Source organism: Gelidibacter salicanalis, from assembly GCF_016469035.1.
Lineage (GTDB): Bacteria > Bacteroidota > Bacteroidia > Flavobacteriales > Flavobacteriaceae > Gelidibacter > Gelidibacter salicanalis_A.
Genome location: NZ_JAEHJZ010000009.1, coordinates 44,638 through 62,901, shown reverse-complemented (window position 1 = coordinate 62,901; position 18,264 = coordinate 44,638). Strand labels below are relative to the sequence as shown.

At 37.5% G+C, this 18,264-nt stretch carries 18 protein-coding genes; 12 read left to right on the top strand and 6 right to left on the bottom strand.

The genetic code is table 11. The features are described 5' to 3' along the window. The first annotated feature begins 479 nt into the window (after positions 1–479). From ccsA to JEM65_RS05955, 11 genes are all read left to right on the top strand, one after another. Entirely contained in the window at positions 480–3,677 is a 3,198-nt protein-coding gene (gene ccsA, locus JEM65_RS05995) for a cytochrome c biogenesis protein CcsA (RefSeq protein WP_199598028.1), read from the top strand. Between the two features lie 202 nt (positions 3,678–3,879). Then, the gene (locus JEM65_RS05990) at positions 3,880–4,338 is read left to right on the top strand and encodes a COG2426 family protein (RefSeq protein ID WP_199598027.1); all 459 of its coding nucleotides are present in this window, start codon (positions 3,880–3,882) and stop codon (positions 4,336–4,338) included. A 701-nt stretch (positions 4,339–5,039) separates the two neighbouring features. Then, positions 5,040–5,165: a hypothetical protein gene (locus JEM65_RS22830; protein WP_262895223.1), complete on the top strand. Its 126-nt coding sequence runs from the start codon at positions 5,040–5,042 to the stop codon at positions 5,163–5,165. Next, positions 5,135–5,305, top strand: a complete 171-nt coding sequence (locus JEM65_RS23535) for a hypothetical protein (RefSeq protein WP_439953502.1) — start codon at positions 5,135–5,137, stop codon at positions 5,303–5,305. Before JEM65_RS22830 ends, JEM65_RS23535 begins: the two co-directional genes overlap by 31 nt. A gap of 98 nt (positions 5,306–5,403) precedes the next feature. Beyond that, the gene (gene tnpB / locus JEM65_RS05985) at positions 5,404–5,703 is read left to right on the top strand and encodes an IS66 family insertion sequence element accessory protein TnpB (protein ID WP_199598026.1); all 300 of its coding nucleotides are present in this window, start codon (positions 5,404–5,406) and stop codon (positions 5,701–5,703) included. Next, positions 5,700–6,023: a transposase domain-containing protein gene (locus JEM65_RS23050; protein ID WP_199598025.1), complete on the top strand. Its 324-nt coding sequence runs from the start codon at positions 5,700–5,702 to the stop codon at positions 6,021–6,023. The genes tnpB and JEM65_RS23050 overlap by 4 nt, the downstream gene beginning before the upstream one ends. Positions 6,024–6,034: 11 nt before the next feature. Beyond that, complete coding sequence (locus tag JEM65_RS05975; protein WP_199598024.1) at positions 6,035–6,544, top strand: DUF6398 domain-containing protein; 510 nt, start codon at positions 6,035–6,037, stop codon at positions 6,542–6,544. 293 nt (positions 6,545–6,837) lie between these two features. Continuing rightward, positions 6,838–7,119, top strand: coding sequence for a hypothetical protein (locus JEM65_RS05970; protein WP_199598023.1), 282 nt, complete (start codon positions 6,838–6,840; stop codon positions 7,117–7,119). A 411-nt stretch (positions 7,120–7,530) separates the two neighbouring features. Continuing rightward, entirely contained in the window at positions 7,531–8,133 is a 603-nt protein-coding gene (locus tag JEM65_RS05965) for a helix-turn-helix domain-containing protein (protein WP_199598022.1), read from the top strand. Between the two features lie 182 nt (positions 8,134–8,315). Next, positions 8,316–9,431 (top strand): T9SS type A sorting domain-containing protein, encoded by a 1,116-nt coding sequence (locus JEM65_RS05960; protein WP_199598021.1) that lies wholly within the window; start codon positions 8,316–8,318, stop codon positions 9,429–9,431. Positions 9,432–9,684: 253 nt separating this feature from the next. Continuing rightward, positions 9,685–9,915 (top strand): hypothetical protein, encoded by a 231-nt coding sequence (locus tag JEM65_RS05955; RefSeq protein WP_199598020.1) that lies wholly within the window; start codon positions 9,685–9,687, stop codon positions 9,913–9,915. A 223-nt stretch (positions 9,916–10,138) separates the two neighbouring features. On the opposite strand, the gene JEM65_RS05950 is transcribed toward JEM65_RS05955, so the two are convergent. Then, on the bottom strand, positions 10,139–10,579 hold the full coding sequence (locus tag JEM65_RS05950) for a DsrE family protein (protein WP_199598019.1): 441 nt from the start codon (positions 10,577–10,579) through the stop codon (positions 10,139–10,141). A 389-nt stretch (positions 10,580–10,968) separates the two neighbouring features. Here JEM65_RS05950 and JEM65_RS05945 point away from each other — a divergent pair, with 389 nt between their 5' ends. After that, positions 10,969–12,780, top strand: coding sequence for an AMP-dependent synthetase/ligase (locus tag JEM65_RS05945; RefSeq protein WP_199598018.1), 1,812 nt, complete (start codon positions 10,969–10,971; stop codon positions 12,778–12,780). A 132-nt stretch (positions 12,781–12,912) separates the two neighbouring features. Here the strand turns inward: JEM65_RS05945 and JEM65_RS05940 are convergent, their stop codons facing one another. The 5 genes from JEM65_RS05940 to JEM65_RS05920 all read right to left on the bottom strand — a co-directional run bounded on the left by JEM65_RS05940 (position 12,913) and on the right by JEM65_RS05920 (position 18,005). Continuing rightward, entirely contained in the window at positions 12,913–13,920 is a 1,008-nt protein-coding gene (locus JEM65_RS05940; RefSeq protein ID WP_199598017.1) for an ABC transporter ATP-binding protein, read from the bottom strand. A gap of 2 nt (positions 13,921–13,922) precedes the next feature. Continuing rightward, positions 13,923–15,587 carry an ABC transporter permease gene (locus tag JEM65_RS05935; protein ID WP_199598016.1) on the bottom strand — a complete coding sequence of 555 codons (1,665 nt, stop codon included), beginning with the start codon at positions 15,585–15,587 and terminating at the stop codon, positions 13,923–13,925. Further along, on the bottom strand, positions 15,568–16,620 hold the full coding sequence (locus tag JEM65_RS05930) for a Fe(3+) ABC transporter substrate-binding protein (RefSeq protein WP_199598015.1): 1,053 nt from the start codon (positions 16,618–16,620) through the stop codon (positions 15,568–15,570). The genes JEM65_RS05935 and JEM65_RS05930 overlap by 20 nt, the downstream gene beginning before the upstream one ends. Positions 16,621–16,834: 214 nt before the next feature. Next, the gene (locus JEM65_RS05925; protein WP_199598014.1) at positions 16,835–17,224 is read right to left on the bottom strand and encodes a hypothetical protein; all 390 of its coding nucleotides are present in this window, start codon (positions 17,222–17,224) and stop codon (positions 16,835–16,837) included. A 103-nt stretch (positions 17,225–17,327) separates the two neighbouring features. Next, complete coding sequence (locus JEM65_RS05920; RefSeq protein ID WP_199598013.1) at positions 17,328–18,005, bottom strand: class I SAM-dependent methyltransferase; 678 nt, start codon at positions 18,003–18,005, stop codon at positions 17,328–17,330. Positions 18,006–18,264 lie beyond the last annotated feature (259 nt).

Here is an 18,264-nt window from a genome sequence, read left to right as displayed (position 1 = left end):
GACTCCTTTACCGGACAATAGTGGGCTAAAATATAGGGGCTAAAATTTATTGTGAATATTTTGAGTGTTGTCCTGGTTTGGTATCCGCCCCTTCTCATCTGATGGGAATAAATAAACGATCGGTACATATACTTTCTAAAAGCATAAACAATCATTAGGGCATTAGCAGAATTAAGACCCCCTTCTATCCTCATCTGCCTAAAATTCTTTTAGAAAGGGAGCAAGCCCATTAAAATCGCAAAAATTTCTTCAGAATCGTTAAAGCTACGCACCATAAATGAGCAGATTATAGCGTAAGCATTTAGTAAAGTTTATTAATAACTGTGGATCAAAAGTTATAATAGAGACCTATCCCATCTCTTTAGGCCTTATTGCGAATATAGTTTATAGAAGTATATCTTTTATTGTTGTTATTCTGTTTTCAGGCTGATCAACCATTTAAAATTAATTAATTTTGCAATTTCTAAACCTTCCCTGAAATGATAAAAAAAATAACCGCTGTCTTGTTTTCTACCCGAATCATGGCCGTATTGTTCATTGGTTTTGCCATAGCAATGGCACTAGGAACCTTTATAGAAAACAGTTATAACATCGATACTGCAAAAATTTTGATTTATGACGCTTGGTGGTTTGAGGGGATCATGGTGTTTTTTGTTATCAATTTCTCCGGAAATATTTATCGTTATAAACTTCACAAAAGGGAAAAGTGGTCTTCTCTTTTAATCCATCTTTCCTTTGTTTTAATATTGATGGGGGCTTTTGTAACCCGGTATATCAGTTACGAAGGTGTCATGCCTATTCGAGAGGGAGAAACCACAAATAAGTTCCTTTCGGGAAAAACATACCTCACCATTCATTTAGACGGGGAGATTAATGGTGAAATTAGAAGAAGGACTATTGAAAGACCCGTGCTTTTAGCCCAAGAGACCAAAAATGATGTGGTGATCAACACCAATTTTAACGAGCAACCTGTAAGTATTGAGGTGAAAAATTTTATTCAAGATGCCAACGAAGAATTTGTTTTAAGTGAGCAAGGGGAGAATTATTTGCAAATAGTGGCAGCGGGAGATGGAAATAGTCGCGAACATTATTTAAAGGAAGGCGAAGCCACCAAAATAAACAATAAGCTTATTGCCTTTAATGTCCCAACCACGGGGGCCATAAATATTACCTTTAATGAAAAGGAAAGTAACTATAAAATAAAGAGTCCGTATAAAGGGACTTATGTGCGCATGTCTGATCAGCTTGAAGGGGAAGTTCTCCCCGACAGCACACAAACACTAATGCTAAGCTCTTTGTACAATTTTGATGGAATGCAATTTGTAATTCCTGTGCCGGTGGCAAGGGGAAGTTATGATATTGTATCCACGCAGGTAAAAAATAATAACCTGTCAGACGCAATTAGCATTAAAGTTACTACGAAAGAGGAATCTAAAACTGTGAACATATTTGGGGGAAAGGGGCTTATAATCCCACCTAAAAACGTAGCATTGGGAGGCTTGGATATCCAATTAAGCTACGGTTCCAAACAAATGGAATTGCCTTTTTCAATAAAACTCAATGATTTTATTGCTGAAAAATACCCGGGGACCGAAAGCAATCCTTCCCCAAGTTATTCTTCTTTTAAGAGCAAAGTGGAAATTGTAGATGACGGCAAATCGGAGCCATATGAAATATATATGAACCACGTACTGGATAAAGAAGGCTATAGGTTTTTTCAATCAGCTTTCCTGCCTGGTGAGAAAGGGACTATCCTATCGGTAAACCATGATTTTTGGGGCACTTGGATCACCTACATAGGATATTCTTTGTTGTATTTGGGCTTGATGCTCATCTTGTTTGACAAGGGCAGCCGTTTCGGAAAATTAAAGGTAAAGTTGGACCAGGTAAAGGCCCGAAAATCGCGATTAGCTACTTTTATAAGTATCCTACTACTTTCAGGAACAGGTTTTGCGCAGGACAAGGAACAAGAAGCTGAACATTTTTTGCCCTCAAAAAAACAGGCAGATTCCATTTTACAGATGGATGCGGTAAAACCCATACATGCAGCCCAATTTGGAAAACTTGTGACCCAGGATGGTGGCGGCCGAATGAAACCGGTGAATACCTTTTCATCTGAATTATTACGAAAACTCAGTAAAAAAGACACCTATAAGGGGTTGAATGCCGACCAGATTTTGCTTTCAATGATGGAAGATCCAGCTTTGTGGTATAATGTCCCAATTATTTACGTAAAGCCTGGCAATGATAGTATACGGCATATTACAGGCGTGGCCGAAGACCAGAAATATCTTGCCATGAGCGATTTCTTTGAAGAAACCGGCATCTATAAATTATCATCGCATGTGGAAAAGGCTTACCAAGTTTCAATTCCTGATCAATTTGAAAAGGATTTTATAGAAACTGACAAAAAGGTAAACCTGCTTTTCACTACCCTACAGGGTAAATTATTGCGTATTTTTCCTGTCCCCGGCGATAAAAATAATAAGTGGCTATCTTATCCAGAGGTTAAAGGAGCCAATTATAAAAGAATGGATTCTGTTTTAACCGGACAAAATCTTCCCCTTTATATAAACTCCTTGAAAGATGCTAGAGAGAGTGGGGATTATTCCCAAACCGATGAGTTTTTGGAAAGTATTAAAAGTTTTCAGATGAAATTTGGTGCTGAGGTATTGCCATCCCAACAAAAAATCAATGCTGAAGTACTCTATAACAAATACGACATATTCAAAAGCCTTTTTATCTGGTACCTTTACGCAGGCCTGTTGATGTTTATTTTAGTGATTGCCCAAATATTCAGGGATTCAAAAATTCTTAGGAGGCTTATAAAATTTAGTGCGGGTGTTGTCTTATTATTGTTTATTCTTCATACCCTTGGTCTTGCAGCACGGTGGTACATTTCTGGCCATGCCCCCTGGAGCGATGCTTACGAGTCTATGATCTATGTTGGCTGGGCAACAATGTTCTTTGGTCTCGCCTTTGGCAGAAAAAGCAATCTCACAATTGCATCTACGGCATTTGTGGCGGCCATGATCCTGATGGTCGCACATTGGAACTGGATGGATCCCGCAATTGCAAATTTACAGCCTGTATTGGATTCTTACTGGCTAATGATCCACGTTTCAGTAATTGTGGGGAGCTATGGTCCGTTTACCCTGGGAATGATTTTAGGGGCTGTTGCCCTTTTGTTGATGATTATGACCAACTCTGGAAACAAGGAAAAAATGGAATTGAATATCATAGAGATTACCATTATTACTGAAATGGCACTAACCGTTGGCCTGGTAATGCTTACTATTGGCAACTTTTTAGGGGGACAATGGGCCAATGAAAGCTGGGGCCGATACTGGGGTTGGGACCCCAAAGAGACCTGGGCGCTTATAAGTATTATGATTTATGCTTTTGTGATCCATATGAGGTTGGTGCCGGGATTACGGGGTAGATGGTTCTTTAATCTCATGGCAATTGTGTCTTTCTCAAGTATTATGATGACTTATTTTGGAGTCAACTTTTATTTATCCGGTTTGCACTCATACGCTAGCGGGGATAAGGTGATTACCCCAAATTTTGTGTATTACTCAATAGCAGGAGTAATGATATTAGGAACATTGTCTTACTGGAAGTATAGAAAATACTATTATAAAGAAGCCAAAAAATCAAAAAATCATGGAATTTAATGGACTGAGTTCGATAATCAAGAACCTCGGGGCAAGCCCGCAAGGTATGAACAAGAAAATACTTTTAAAATTCGATGCAAGCCTCGGAGAATTAAACCCTCAATAAGGGATTAAAGTAAAGTTTTTAGCTAAACTTTAATATATTCCCTGACTGTAGCACTCTCCAAATAGATTATTTTTGCCGAATCAAATTACGAAAAAAATGATTTCTGAATTATTCATTGCGGTGCTTTGGAGCATTTCCCCTTTGGGAGAAGCTAAAGTTGGTATTCCTTATGCCCTGTTGAATGGTGTCAATATATATTTAGTCTTTTTGTTCTGCTTTTTGGCGAATGTCTTGGTGTTTCCTATAATGATGTTCTTTCTTAAAGTGATTAATATTTATTTCTTTAAATATTATTATTATAAAAAAGCAGCAATTTTTGTAGCCCGACGTGCCAAAATCGGGGCTGGCGATAATGTAAGGAAATATGGGTTTTGGGGATTGATTGTATTTGTGCTCATCCCACTTCCGGGCACTGGTGTTTACGCTGGTACTATTGCGGGATATTTGTTTGGGGTAGAACGTAAACGCGCTTTTTTGGCCAATACAATCGGCATTTTTATATCATGTGTTATCGTGTGGACCACCACCCTATTGGCGATGGAAGGTTTTAATTAGTAAGAAGTAAACGCCAAATTAAGGGTCGCTTTGTTGTGTCAGTGTGATCAATTCGCAACTAACTGACAGTCTTAAAAGGGTCAGAACAGTTTTGGCAATGATCATACGCTCTAAAATTGCAAGTATCGTTTTCTGATTTGCCTGTATGTTGTCTTAATTGCCAAACTTGACTTCAACATGAACGAGAGTGTTCAGGCTAGTGGACACATTTTTTAAGAGTACACCATCTACATACATATTATCCACCAAGGATTTTCGAATCGTAAACGTTCAATGATTTTTTGTGTCGGTATAAGTCGTGGATTGTCCATAATTTTACTAATAAATACAAATATGAATTTTACGACTTAGTTAATTACTTATTTGACATTTTCAAAGAATCATGTAAAGTCCCATGTTCACATAATGCCCTATAGACTTGGTTATTTGTTTTATTATCTTTTGATCTTAATACAATGTACCCTAATTGCTTTGCTAATGATGAATTATCTGTTTCTTGACTTACATAGAGTCGGGCAAAAGTTGCTTCAATAAAAACGGTAGGTTTAGTTGGTAATCCTCTGACAATTTGGTTATGAATTACATTAAAGTAAGGTGTTAATTTAATCTCTTTAATTCTTCCTGATATCTATCCCTCCAGGCAAGTACATCTTTTATAGCGCTAGCAGCTAACATACCTTTGTCACAAAGAAATGGGAGTTATGACAAAAAAAGGCAACACCTCTGTGATGCGTAAGTTGGTAAAGGAGTTCCATGATTTTGGATTAGACCAAAAGCGTTTTGCCGAAGTAATGGCATCAGTAAAGGAAAACTTCACTGTTGGATAAAAAAGTTATCATCGGCTATCACATCACCTGATCGGCCTTCCTATTTTGTCCCCATCACGTTCCCTTCGGGACAAGAACAAGAAATCCGTAGTATTAGCATCCGATGTGCCAGCGGGGTAGAAATAGAAATACCTGTTTAAATGTTTGGATTAGGAACTTCGCACCATTTTCAGCTATATAACCATCCAACGGATATGCACTAGAGCTTTGATAGCCTTTATGAGCTTTAAAAGGGGATTTGGCTCAGGATCCTACGGGTGGCACAGTATATATCTTTATCAACAAGGTTAGAAACAGGGCAAAAATCTGGCACTGGCAATCTGATGGATTTGCCTTGTACTACAAGAGGCTAAAATCTGGCACTTTTGAACTGCCAAAATATGATTTGAAAGTAGGAAGTCTGCGTTTAAGCTATGCCCATCTGATCTTACGGGTTGGCGGCATCGCCATTACCAACATCACAAGGAGAAAACGTTACAAAAAACGTGATTTTGGGTTGCTTTTTTACAAGATAGTTTTTATTTTAGCTTTACAATGACCTATAATGAACTACTTGTCGAGAATCAAAATTTTCATCCACTATTAGGTGGTCACAAGAAATTATTGGATCACTTGTCAAAAGAAGGACCATTCGTCCAAAATATGCCAAAGCAGATGGCGATCGGCGGAAAGAATTATCTGTTCTGCGGCTCACACAGAGCAGTACAAAATGCTTCCATGCCATATTCATTCTTTGGCAACTGCAAAAGGCAGCACATAAATCCAAGGGAATGGCCTGCCAATACACTTAACAGAATACCAGATCATAGCATCCGAAAACTGGAAAAGCTATTGCCTGGCCATCAAAACAACCCATAATAGCACTCCTTATGACCAAAAATGAAATCAAAGAAAAACAGAATCAATTAATAGAACTAACGGGAGCGTTTTGTTCCCAAAAACTTAATGATGAATACTTTGAGCTTTGCGAGAAACTCATCAACAAAATGGGAAGAAAAAGAGAAGCACCTTTTAAAAGAGGTAAACTCGAAATATGGGCAGCCGCAGTAGTACAAACAATAGGCTCTATCAACTTCCTATTTGATAAATCTTTTGAACCTTACATTAACTCAAAGCAGATCAATGACTATTTTGGAACCAAAGCCACAACAGTATCCAATAAAACTCGAATCATAAAGGATATGTTTGACTTAGGGTATTATAGCCCAGAATTCTCTACCGCAACAATGCAACAAAATAATCCGTTTAATAATATTGTAATGGTCGATGAGATGTTCGTACCCCTAGATACTCTTCCAACAGAAATGCAACAAATGGTACATCAAGCCAGAAATGAAGGAAAAGATATCACATTTACTACAACATATGATGATGAATAACTAAATGTAGTTACTGGGATGCTTGCAGATGTTTTTTAACTGAATAATGATTCAGTCCTTCAATATTAATATTGAAGTGATTTAATCTTTTTTAAAAAAGTAAGACATGGCTGGACTGTTTCACAAAGCACCTTCAAGGGCACAAGGGCGAACCCGATCTTTCCAGTGTCCACCTCGACGGAAGCCATACCCCAGTGATAAGGGGCGGCCAGTGCGCCGGGTACAAAGGGCGGAAAAAGCGCAAAACCACCAATGCCCTCTATTTTTCCGACAGACAGGGACTGCCCCTTGCAATGTCAGAGCCCGTAGTGGGCAACCACAATGACCTTTACAATATCGAGGTTCAGTTTGAGATAGTAATGGCTATCCCTGAAAAGGCAGATATTTCTGTGACGGGATTGTTTTGGAATGCTGACGCAGGGTTTGATTCCAAAGAATTCAACAAAGCTTGCTTCAAAAAGGAAATTAACGGGAACATCTGCTTCAACAAACGCAACGGAAGTGCTGATAGGGCCGAATATTTTGACCAAGAACTATATAGAGAGAGATATTCCATAGAGCCAACAAATGCCTAGATAGACAGTTTCCGTTGATTGCTTAACCGATGTGATACAACAACACAGAGCTAGAAAGGATTTAATTACTTGGCTTTCATCGTTATTGCACTCAAAAGATCCAAGAAGAACCTAAAACAAAAGCTGAAACCAGTTCAGGTTATTATAATGAATCAATTTATATAATTATGATGTTTTACGGACAATCAATATAATGAATTATGGTTACGAGACTATTGTTGTTCATCAGATTATATTTAGAGTCCTAAAATTAGTTTATTTTAATAATGAATGAATAAAAAACCCCAACCGCCAACAAACCCAATGCTATCGCCACAATGGCAGAAATGTCGTAGGATTGGCATAGCAATGACGCAACACCTTAAAACACATCAATCTATCTTTACTGAGTAATCATTAAAACATATTGAAATGAATAATCAGAACTTATCAATTAAAATAAAAGACCTACGAAACCGAAAAGGCTTTTCCCAAGAACAATTAGCTGAAGAATCAAAATTGAGTCTCAGAACCATTCAACGAATTGAAAAGGGCGAATCCACTCCCAGAGGAGATACATTACTAAAATTAACACAAGCACTTGGAGTAACGCCCGACGACCTATTAGAGTGGACCGATATTGAGGACAAGGGCTATTTAACGCTTCTGAACTTAAGTGCTATGAGCATTTTAATTCATCCTTTATTGGGGATCATAATTCCACTTGTCATGTGGGTTTTAAAAAGGGAAAAGATAAAATTTGTAGATGATACCGGCAAAAAACTAATAAGCTTTCAAATTACCTGGATACTGACAGTCTACACTGTCTTGATTATAGCCTTTAAAGGAGCCTTTTTACCATTTAATTTTAGTATATTAAATGCCTTTTTTAACTTCATCACCCAATTCTCATTTATAGGTTTGGCACTTTTAATTTTGTATCTATATAATATAGTTTTTATTATTGTCAATATTAGAAAAAGTCACAAGGGATTAAAAAACATATATGTCCCTGCAATACCATTTTTAAAATAAAAAACCGTCATATGGCCAGGTATATAAAAAAAGTGCTTATTTTACCTAAACAAAATTGCGAATGATGCTTGCTTGGGTTTTTATAATGTACTGTAAAAACACATTCAAACAGCAACCAACGTATAAAAAACTATAGATATTACGCCAAAAGAAACTTTCAAAACAAACCCCATATCAACACAATGAAAAAATTAATTATAATATCAGCCCTCATTTTAGGGTCATTCAATGCCATTGGTCAAATAACCAATGTTGAAGAAAAATTTCCATTACCGGAAGTTTTGAACGAATCCTCGGGTACAATATTTTTTAATGATAAACTTATTATCCATAATGATTCAGGTAATGAAAATAAACTTTATGAGTTGGACACAATTTCTGGGTTAGTAAGCAGAACAGTTACTGTTGCCAACGCCACTAATGTAGATTGGGAAGATATTACACAAGACAGTACCTCAATTTATATTGGCGATATAGGTAATAACAACGGCAATAGAACCGATTTAAAAATCTACAAAATTATTAAAAGTGATTATCTGAGTTCTACCAATATAAATGCAGAAGTGATAAACTTTAGCTATTCAGATCAAACAGATTTTACCACTAGCCCAAATACTACAGAATGGGACGCTGAAGCTCTCATATCTTTGGATGCCGATAACTTGATCTTATTCACTAAAAATTGGGTTAACGGAACTACAAAAGCGTACGCCATTCCGCCAAATGCCGGAACCTATAGTGTAGATCCATTACCAACAACTTTAACTAGTGGAGGATTGATAACTGGGGCCACCTACAATCCATCAACAAAAAAAGTATATTTAATAGGTTACACTAACATATTACAACCCTTTGTATGGGCGAGTGAAAATTTTACAAGTAATGATATCTTTTCAGGCACCAACACACAAACATTGCTTCCAAGCCTAGGGTTTGAACAAGCAGAGTCTATAAGCCATATTGGAGCCAACAAGTATTTTATAACGTCCGAATCCTTTACTATTCCTCCGATATCTGATTATGCTAAATTAGTTTCATTTACAACCAATGACAAAATTTTATCACTAATAGAACCAACCATCAACACTGTTGGTTTATACCCAAACCCCGTTAAAAATATCTTTTACATTGATGTGCAACAATTTGCGTCAGTTGAAATGTATGATATCAAATCTAAACTCGTGTATCGAGGAAATAAGCAAGAAATAGATGTTTCAAAATTTAATAGCGGTTTATATTTGCTTAAGATTTATTTAAACGATCATACCCATATTGTCAAGAAAATAATTAAGAACTGATGCGCCATTGTTTTAAGGAGCAACTCCTACTCTTGATTAATTCTTACAAACAGGCAGTTCTGCATATATTTCCACTAGAGAAAATAGGAGACACAAAAATGGGTTTCAGGAGAGATTAGGGACTTAAAATTGTCCTACATCAGTCTTCATGAGGCCAAATTTACATATGGTTTATAGTAGCTTAGTTGCTTAATAATTCTTAAAACATTACCGTTGCCAATCATGATGCAACGTACTCTCAACGCCTAATTAAATGATTAAAAAACTTTTGGGAATTGACTTTTTATTAGTCGCATCCTATTTTACAATAGCCATTCTTTATAAGGTTTTCACTTATCAACATTGGTCGCCATTAATTACAAACTTTTTTAGTGGCTATTTTGGAACCGCATTTAGCATCATTATAGTAGGAATCAATCTAGCCTATGTGTTGGGTATTGGCTTACTATTTAAATATGGAATAAAATGGACGAAAAGCTTTTAAAGAGATGTTACAACCAAAAATAATTAGATTAATTAGCTACTTTTATGTAGGTTTTCAACCTATTTAAGGCATCTAAAAACCAAAGCCTCTACATTTCTGTAAAGGCCGTGTATAATTATGTTCTTTCATATTAAGTGAAGAGTGTCATCGGAGCTAAGAATAAAAGTAATCTAAATTAAGATGTTAAATGCTCGCACATCTATTTTAAGACACTCCTTCTAAACTATAGGGTAATAGTTTTATAGCCGCTTTCCTGCAAACCAAACATATAGACAAACCCATCAGGTGTAAACGTGATCGTAGCGTCATAATCGGTTTGTTTCAATTTAAAGTGATTCATAGCCGCTTCACAAACTACAATCCTGATTCCTGATGCCTCACTAGTTTTTATAGAAGACTTCAAACTCTCATCAGTAGCCAAATCTTTAACTACGGGACCTACCAATACCACTTCAAAATCCATTTCAGGAGACTTGGCTTTTAGTCCTTCTCCGGTTCTTACGGCTGCTTCAAAGTAGCGCGCATTTGAAACAAGAATGGCATATTTTCCGTCCTTTTTAACAGAATTTTCAATAGCTGAAACACTTAAGGATTGTGCCGTAGCTGGAGTATACATAACAGATCCTACAAAAACAAAAAGGATCATTAAAAATTGGTTTTTCATACTTTTAAAAAATTTGGATTATTGATTATTACTGGGTGAATTGATATCACCAAAGATACATAATCCATATTGTTCCAACTGTAACCTAGGTTACCGTTTAAACTTTAAAAGTAAAAGCCATGAAAGTAGATTTAGAATACTAAATTTGAAGGAGAACATTCAATTGGTATATAAGTAGATGGGGAGTCTATTTCAAAATAAAGCACATCCCAGTAAAAGAAATTCCCTTATAAAAAAAACATTTCACTATTATAATTTGATTAATGCATTAGGATGAGTACTTTGATCGCTTAGGTTATACTGACCTGTCTTGGATTATTGTCATAATTAGATTTTTGAAAAAAACAGTAGACCCTAAATTAGAAAAAAGTCTTAGCAATACAATACATATGATGCACACTAACAAAAAGATAACTATAGAAAGGCCAGATAATCTTGTTGAACTCTTTGAGGCATCAACAGCAAAGTTTACCAACAACAGACTTTTTGGAACTATGGATCCACAATCTGGAGCGTTTAAATGGGTCACGTATGGTGATGTTCGTACACGCGTCAATCATTTCAGAAGTGGTTTAGCACACCTTGACATCCAAAAAGGAGATGCGGTGGGCATTATTTCTAGCAACCGCGTGGAATGGGCTGTAGCAGCTTTTGCTACTTACGGATTGGGCGCCCGATTTGTACCGATGTACGAAAGTGAAAATTACAGAACTTGGGAGTATATTATTAAAGATGCCGGAATTAAATTTTTACTCGTCTCCTCCCCTGCTATTTATGAGCAAATCAAACCCTTAAAAGATAAAATCCCTTCCTTAGAACATATTTACATTATTGATACCACTGGCGCGCAAAGCATGAGCCTTTTAGAATCTGTAGGCGAACAACATTTGGTTGCGTCTAAGATTCCTGCCGCTACAGATATTGCAGCACTCATCTATACATCTGGCACAACCTCAGAGCCAAAAGGTGTATTGCTTACCCACGGTAATTTTGTTTCAAATGCAAGAGCCGGTTACCGCCGTTACAGTAATCACCTCGACCAAAATTCAGTTAGTCTGTCCATTTTACCTTGGGCACACAGTTACGGGCAAACGGCCGAGCTTTACAATTGGTTCTTTGTTGGAGGCTCCATTGGTTTTATGCAACGCATGGAAACGCTTGCCGATGATTTTATAAACGTAAAGCCCACATTTCTCATTGCGGTACCGCGCGTCTTCAACAAAATTTATGCTGGTATTCATCAAAAAATGGAAGATGAAGGTGGTTTTAAGTTGAAGCTTTTTAAAAGTTCTTTAAAAGCTGCCCGTAAATACCGTCTTAACAATGGCAAAGTGGATCTCGGCACAAAATTGAGATATTGGATAGGCTCCAAACTCGTGTTCTCTAAAATTAAAGAGCGCTTTGGAGGCCAATTAATAGGAAGCATTACCGGCAGTGCTCAAATGAATGAAGAAGTGACAAGCTTTTTTGCAGACATTGGTATTTTTGTATACAATTGCTATGGATTGAGTGAAACATCGCCTGCAATAACCATGAACAGTCCTGAGTTAAACAGACAAGGCAGTGTGGGGAGTGCGCTGGAATTTATTAAAATCCGCATCGATAAATCGGTAGTTGATGACCATAGTGACGATGGAGAAATTCAAGTCATGGGCCCCAACCTTATGGTAGGCTATCACAACAAACCCGAGATTACCAAACAAGTGTTTACGAAAGATGGTTGGTTGAGAACTGGAGATCGCGGAAAATTGGATGCCGATGGATTTCTGTACATCACTGGCCGATTAAAAGAGCAGTTTAAATTGGAGAACGGTAAATACGTTTTTCCGTCGGCTATTGAAGAAGACATTGTTTTATTGCCTTATATAGAAACCGCAATGATTTATGGTGATGGCAAACCGTATAACATTTGCATTGTGGTACCCGATCAGGATGTTTTGCGTAAAACCGCCCAACATCTCCATCTTAAAACAGAGGTTGAGAAGTTGATCCATTCGCCACTTGTTCAGGAATTTGTAGGGATTGAAATTAGAAAAAGTTTGAAGGAGAAATATGGCGGATATGAAATTCCGAAGAAATTTATCTTCTCTGAGGAACCTTTTACGGTCGAAAACGGATTTTTAACCCAAACCTTAAAACTAAAAAGACGCTTGGTGATTGAAAAATTTAAAGATCAGATGGACGCTTTATATCAGGACTAAGAAACCACAATGAAGATGGCAAACTGAAAAAGTTGCGCAACCCTCTTTAATTGTAACGGCATTTTAAAGTACGGAAACACCTATGGTTCTAAAATTGCCTGAGATTTGTAGAATAACACTACACTCCTTCTCTTAGTGCTCTTGATCAAATTCTAAAATATCTTTGGAGTTGAACCCAATATAGATGGTATCTGCAATGTTTTTATCTTGGGTCATTACGGTCAGCTGCTCTCCTGATTCAAGCTTTAGTAGCAACTGAATGGAATCTCCAAGTTCAATTTTTTTGATGACTTGGGCTGCTGTGAGATATTCACAATCAGAATCGACAGACGAAGGACTCACTTTAATCTTCTCGTTCCTGATGGCATGGCAACAAGTTTCCTTTAGTGGACACCTGAACGCATTTTGTAGGTTTTTATTAATATGCACGGTGCTTCCAAATAATGAAGCAACATATAAAGTGTTGGGGTTTACATATAAATTTGCAGCCACATCTTTTTGAATGACTTTACCATTTTGTAAAATCAAAATTTCATCGGCTACAGAAAGCGCATCTTGTGTATCGTGGGTAACGAATAACACGGTAACTTCTGTTTTTTTTATAATATCGAACACTTCATTTCGCAGCTGCGTACGCAACATGGTATCGAGGTTACTAAAGGGCTCATCTAAAATTAACAAAGAAGGTTCTGGCGCAAGGGCCCTCGCTAAGGCAACACGCTGCTGCTGTCCACCCGAGAGCTGGTGCGGGTAACGCTTGCCCAAATCGCTCAAACCAACCAAATCGAGCATCTCTTGGGCTCTATTTTTCTTGTCCTTTACTTTGGAAATCCCGTATAACACATTTTCCAAAATCGTTAAGTGCGGAAATAATGCATATTCCTGAAAAACCAATCCAATTTTGCGTTTTTCCGGTTGTACAAATTTACTTAAAGAGGCAATGACTTTCCCCTCCATGGTGATGCTTCCATGGTCTGGCCGTTCTAGCCCTGCAATTAAGCGCACCAAGGTTGTTTTCCCGCTTCCGCTCTCTCCTACAATGGCACACACCTGTCCTGCCTTTAAATTAAAGGTCACATTTTCTATGGCGTAATTCTTGCCTTTGTCAAAACTTTTAGAAAGCGAGTTTATTGTTAACATGGTTATTTTTTGATCAATAATTTATTTAAAAATATCACGGGAATCATAGCTGTAAAGATAATGAAAAGAGACGGGATTGAGGCCTCCATAACCATCTCATCACTAGCGTATTCAAAGGCTTTTACCGCTAAAGTATCAATATGATAGGGCTTTAAAACGAGTGTTAAGGGCAACTCTTTCATAACATCGATAAACACCAAAATAACGGCACTGAATACGCCTGTTTTAATTAGCGGGAATTCAATCTTAAAAAAGGTTTTCAGATTTCCGACGCCTAAAACCTTGGAAGAATCCGGAATGGAATTGTCCACTTTTAAGGCTGTGGAATCTATCGGATTATACGCCACCGCCAAGAATCGAACGGCGTAGGCATACAATAGCGCAATCAACGTGCCGTTAATGATCAACCCCGAATCAATTCCAAAATTACCAAGCATTTTAATCAGCCATTTGTCTAAGGCGAGCGTAGGAATCATAATCCCGATGGCAATGACCGCCCCAGGAATGGCATATCCCAACACACCAATTCTAGAAATATTTTTAATGGCACTAAGCGTGCTCCATTTTGAAAAATAGATCAGTAACAGTGCAAAGAACACGGTTATAATGGCAGAGGTGATGGCGATAGCGAAGCTTTGAAGTGAAATAATAATAAATTCTAGGTCAAAAACGGTCGATGCGGTTAATACGGCCCAATAGATCAACTGTGCAACAGGCAACACAAACCCCAATAGAATAGGTAGAAATACCACAGAAAATATAAGCCAATGCGTCGATCCTTTTGTTTCTCTTCTCTGAATTTGGGTGCTACTGGTTTTTGAAGATGTGAATTTTATCTTTCGCACCTGCCATTTTTCAAAAAGTATCAAAGCAAAAATAATAATGATCAATAAGGCCGATAGATACACCGCCGTTTGGGGTTCTTCAAGTGAAAACCACGATCTAAAAATTCCGGTGGTAAACGTATTTACACCATAATATTTAGCCGCACCGTAATCGTTAAGCACTTCCATTAAGACCAAAACCAACCCGGCAACAATGGCAGGTCTGGCAAGTGGCAACATCAGTTTAAAGAACGTTTTCACTTCACTGACTCCCAACATTTTTGAAGCTTCCAATAGATTATTGGCCTGATTAAGAAAGAAGGCCCTGGCACTGACGTATACATAAGGAAATAATGAAATGCTTAATACAAATGCGAGTCCCGCCCTATTCATAATATCAATGCGGATAAATTCCAAGCCGAGCTGTCTGAACAGAAGATCCATACTGCCTCCATAATCAAAAATACCAGCATACGCATAGCCAACAATATAGGAAGGGATGGCCAACGGAAGGATTGAGAGCCATTCCATCTGTTTGCGGAACATAAAATCGAACCGCGACACAAACCAGGCCGAAGACACCCCAAAAACCAAAACGAGAATACTACAAAAGAAGACCAGGTAAAACGAATTCCAAATATAATCTGGCAATAAGTATTCAACAATATGCCCCCATGTTTCACCAGGACCAGCAAACAGCTCTACACCAATAAATATGATGGGTAGCGCCAAGAAAAAAACAATGGCCAGTGTAAATACTGACCACTTGTTACTATCTCTTTTAAGTCTTTTAATCCTCGTTTTTAAGGAAAAGGCTTCGTCTTTATTTCCACCCTGCTGCATCAAATATCAAAACTGCTTTTTTGTTATATTCGCCTAACTTATTTAACCCTAAGTTATCTTCTTTAAAATCGCCCCATGCCCTAATGTCCTCAACCGGTGACACACTTTCTAAAATTGGGTATTCATAATTGGCATCCGTAAATACCTGTTGCGCTTCTTCACTAATTAAATATTCAATAAATAAAATAGCATTTTCTTTGTTTGGAGCGTATTTAGCAACCCCTGCGCCACTCACATTAATGTGTGTACCTCTATCCTCTTGATTAGGGAAAAACAAACCAATTTTTTGCGCGGTTTTTACTTCTTCAGCATCAGGTGAATTGAGCATTTTGCCAATATAATAGGAATTGACAATTGCCAAATCGCCTTCACCCGCTACCACGGCTTTAACTTGGTCTCTATCGGAACCTTTTGGAGAACGCGCCAAATTTGCAACAATCCCTTCAGCCCAACTTTTAGCAGCTGCCTCCCCATTATTGGCAATAATAGACGCCATCAAAGATTGGTTATATATATTTGATGAAGACCTTACCAAAATTTTACCTTTCCATTTTTTATTGACCAAATCTTCATAAGTAGATAGATCTTCTGGGTTCACGCGGTCTTTTGCGTACGCGATAATCCGCGCTCTTTTGGTCAACCCAAACCATTGGTTGTCTATATCCTGTAAATGTGACGGGATGGAATTTTCTAAGAGTTCAGAGTCAATACTTTGTAACAAACCTTCATCTTTAGCACGACTCAATCTACCTGCATCTACGGTTATCAATACATCAGCAGGCGATTGTTTGCCTTCCATTTTCATTTTCTGAATCAACTCATCTGCACTGGCGTTAATCACCTTTACTTTAATACCCGTCTTCTCTTCAAACATTTTGAAGATATTCTGGTCTGGCTCATAATGACGGTGCGTGTACACATTGACCACTTGGTCTTTATTGGCTTCTTGCCCTTCAGTATTGTCTGTCTTTTTGTTCTCGTTTCCACAAGCAACCAAAAGCGAAAATATTGCTACTGCTAATATTGTCTTCATAATATGTTTTTTCGAAGTACAAAGATAACAATTTAGAATGAATATAAATAACAGGTCGATTTTAATATTTAAAATCCCTCAAAGTTAAATGGGAAGTGGTGTTATAAAGACGATCTACTTGACGAATTGTTATCGCAGCATTATCTGCCTACAATCCTATTTGATTAGGTCGATTAAGGCGATATAAATAAACGCACTACCAAAGCGAACGTTGCTAGACATCATTCTTGGCTTGCGTCACATCGCGAAAAGTTGGCAAATTCTCGGTAATTCTGCCCGCATCCTTTTTATTGATTTTAAAAGTGACATCCTTTGTGGTGGTAAATAAAAGCACAGACCAAAAAGACATTTTAAGATGCGATTTTAAAAACACAAACGCCTCATCTAAGGTCATTTCGTTTTCTACATCTTCCGTTTCTTTTAATTTGTAGCGCATTTTCACTAATACCTTAAAGCCCTCCTCTGAATAGATTGGTCGGACAAATATATTTTTTAAGTCAGGCTTACCTATGGTTTTGGCCATGGTTAATTTGGCAAAGCGGCCTTCTTCAATACTTTCTTTTACTTGCTCCCAGAAAAGAACAAACACATCTCGATACGGCATACACTATAGATTAATAACAAACAATTTAGGATTTCAAAAGTAACGTTTATAAGTCAGAACACAATTATGAGAACCATAAGAATCAACCACTAGTTAACAGGCGCTAAAAAACAGTATACAGTGTGGTTACAATCACCCCTCTACCCTGATTTAACTTTACAGAACTCAATATTTTTTCTGCCTTAACCTTAAAATTAAATGGTGAGACCACGAGGTTCAGGCCGCTTTCTTTTTTGAGTCGCGTGCCTTGTCCTGATATAATGTCCTTATTGGGGATGAAATCGCCTTCCGGCAGATGTTCTGTAACAACAATATTTTTAAAATTAGCTAATTTGGGTACGATACGCTGTATTTCAGCATTGGATAAATGTTGCAGTACTTGTCTTATTATAGCACAATCCGCAACGGGCAAAGCATCTACGGCGATATCCAGACACTGAAAGTCCAAATTATCTTCTTTAAACTGTTCTTTATTGTGCTCAATAAGATCTGCTACAATGTCTACCGCAATGTATTGATCAGTAAACTTGACCAAGTCCTTGCCAACATTAAAATCGCCACAGCCTAAATCGCATACCACCAGCGGAGTTTCAAAAGAAATTAAAAACCGTGTTAAAACATCGATATACGGATTCACTAAATCTGGCTGATGCGACCCTTCACCAGAATAAAATTCAGAGTGATTGTTGCCCCACAGTTTCATGGCATACACCTGTTCCATAGCCTTCTTAGTTGGCCAAGGGGTTTTTACTTTTTTAGTGATATGGGCTTTCTTTTTCATAACCGTTAATTGGTACCTGCAAATTATAAAAGCATATAAACAAACCTACAGATTATAGGTAAACTTTTGACGGCATTTATACATACTCAACAAAAAACTACTTGATAATAAATAAGGACAACCCCGCTTCCCATTCTCACACGCTAAAAGAAGTCACAGTGTTGCAGTACAATACATCAATAGCCACTCAAAATAAACCACTATGGATTAGAAATCCATAGTTTTAAACAAAAGAATGAAATTCTTTTCTGAAAATAGT

Coding starts and splice junctions, on each gene's coding strand:
- JEM65_RS05935 (WP_199598016.1), bottom strand. CDS start 15,587: ATGCAGCAGGGTGGAAATAAAGACGAAGCCTTTTCCTTAAAAACGAGG.
- JEM65_RS05965 (WP_199598022.1), top strand. CDS start 7,531: ATGAATAATCAGAACTTATCAATTAAAATAAAAGACCTACGAAACCGA.
- JEM65_RS05925 (WP_199598014.1), bottom strand. CDS start 17,224: ATGCCGTATCGAGATGTGTTTGTTCTTTTCTGGGAGCAAGTAAAAGAA.
- JEM65_RS05990 (WP_199598027.1), top strand. CDS start 3,880: ATGATTTCTGAATTATTCATTGCGGTGCTTTGGAGCATTTCCCCTTTG.
- JEM65_RS05940 (WP_199598017.1), bottom strand. CDS start 13,920: ATGTTAACAATAAACTCGCTTTCTAAAAGTTTTGACAAAGGCAAGAAT.
- ccsA (WP_199598028.1), top strand. CDS start 480: ATGATAAAAAAAATAACCGCTGTCTTGTTTTCTACCCGAATCATGGCC.
- JEM65_RS05955 (WP_199598020.1), top strand. CDS start 9,685: ATGATTAAAAAACTTTTGGGAATTGACTTTTTATTAGTCGCATCCTAT.
- JEM65_RS05960 (WP_199598021.1), top strand. CDS start 8,316: ATGAAAAAATTAATTATAATATCAGCCCTCATTTTAGGGTCATTCAAT.
- JEM65_RS05945 (WP_199598018.1), top strand. CDS start 10,969: ATGATGCACACTAACAAAAAGATAACTATAGAAAGGCCAGATAATCTT.
- JEM65_RS05930 (WP_199598015.1), bottom strand. CDS start 16,620: ATGAAGACAATATTAGCAGTAGCAATATTTTCGCTTTTGGTTGCTTGT.
- JEM65_RS05920 (WP_199598013.1), bottom strand. CDS start 18,005: ATGAAAAAGAAAGCCCATATCACTAAAAAAGTAAAAACCCCTTGGCCA.
- JEM65_RS22830 (WP_262895223.1), top strand. CDS start 5,040: ATGACAAAAAAAGGCAACACCTCTGTGATGCGTAAGTTGGTAAAGGAG.
- JEM65_RS05950 (WP_199598019.1), bottom strand. CDS start 10,579: ATGAAAAACCAATTTTTAATGATCCTTTTTGTTTTTGTAGGATCTGTT.
- JEM65_RS05975 (WP_199598024.1), top strand. CDS start 6,035: ATGACCAAAAATGAAATCAAAGAAAAACAGAATCAATTAATAGAACTA.
- JEM65_RS23050 (WP_199598025.1), top strand. CDS start 5,700: ATGACCTATAATGAACTACTTGTCGAGAATCAAAATTTTCATCCACTA.
- JEM65_RS05970 (WP_199598023.1), top strand. CDS start 6,838: ATGTCAGAGCCCGTAGTGGGCAACCACAATGACCTTTACAATATCGAG.